Source organism: Vibrio sp. S12_S33, assembly GCF_963889785.1.
Taxonomy (GTDB): domain Bacteria; phylum Pseudomonadota; class Gammaproteobacteria; order Enterobacterales; family Vibrionaceae; genus Vibrio; species Vibrio aestuarianus.
This window is the reverse complement of sequence record NZ_CAWPQZ010000324.1, coordinates 1-294: the sequence shown is the minus strand read 5'-3', so window position 1 is coordinate 294 and position 294 is coordinate 1. Positions and strand designations below refer to the sequence as shown.

Here is a 294-nt window from a genome sequence, read left to right as displayed (position 1 = left end):
CTTAAAAACGATCAATATCAGGTTGTTCAAAGATCCATTTCGACCAAGCCAACTTGCCGAAAACACGGAACGAATTCTCAATGAAATCATAGCTTGGACCCTAAAAACTGACCAAACACATAACGCCCAATTAAGTGGTGAACAACGCACTGGCCAAGCCGCTGCACTGCACCGTAAAACACTTTACTCAACGCATAGTAAAACTGCCACGCGTTGAGAATCCACTTGAATTGCTTGTTATGTGAATTTTACCGTGAATTCAAAGTAAACCACCGTAGAAATGAAGAGATTTGA

The 294-nt window shown here is 41.2% G+C and carries 1 protein-coding gene; it reads left to right on the top strand.

Annotation, left to right across the window (positions count from 1 at the left end):
- The coding region (locus AACW06_RS20325; RefSeq protein ID WP_238336789.1) for a hypothetical protein at positions 1–217 on the top strand (217 nt) is incomplete at its 5' end.
- Positions 218–294 lie beyond the last annotated feature (77 nt).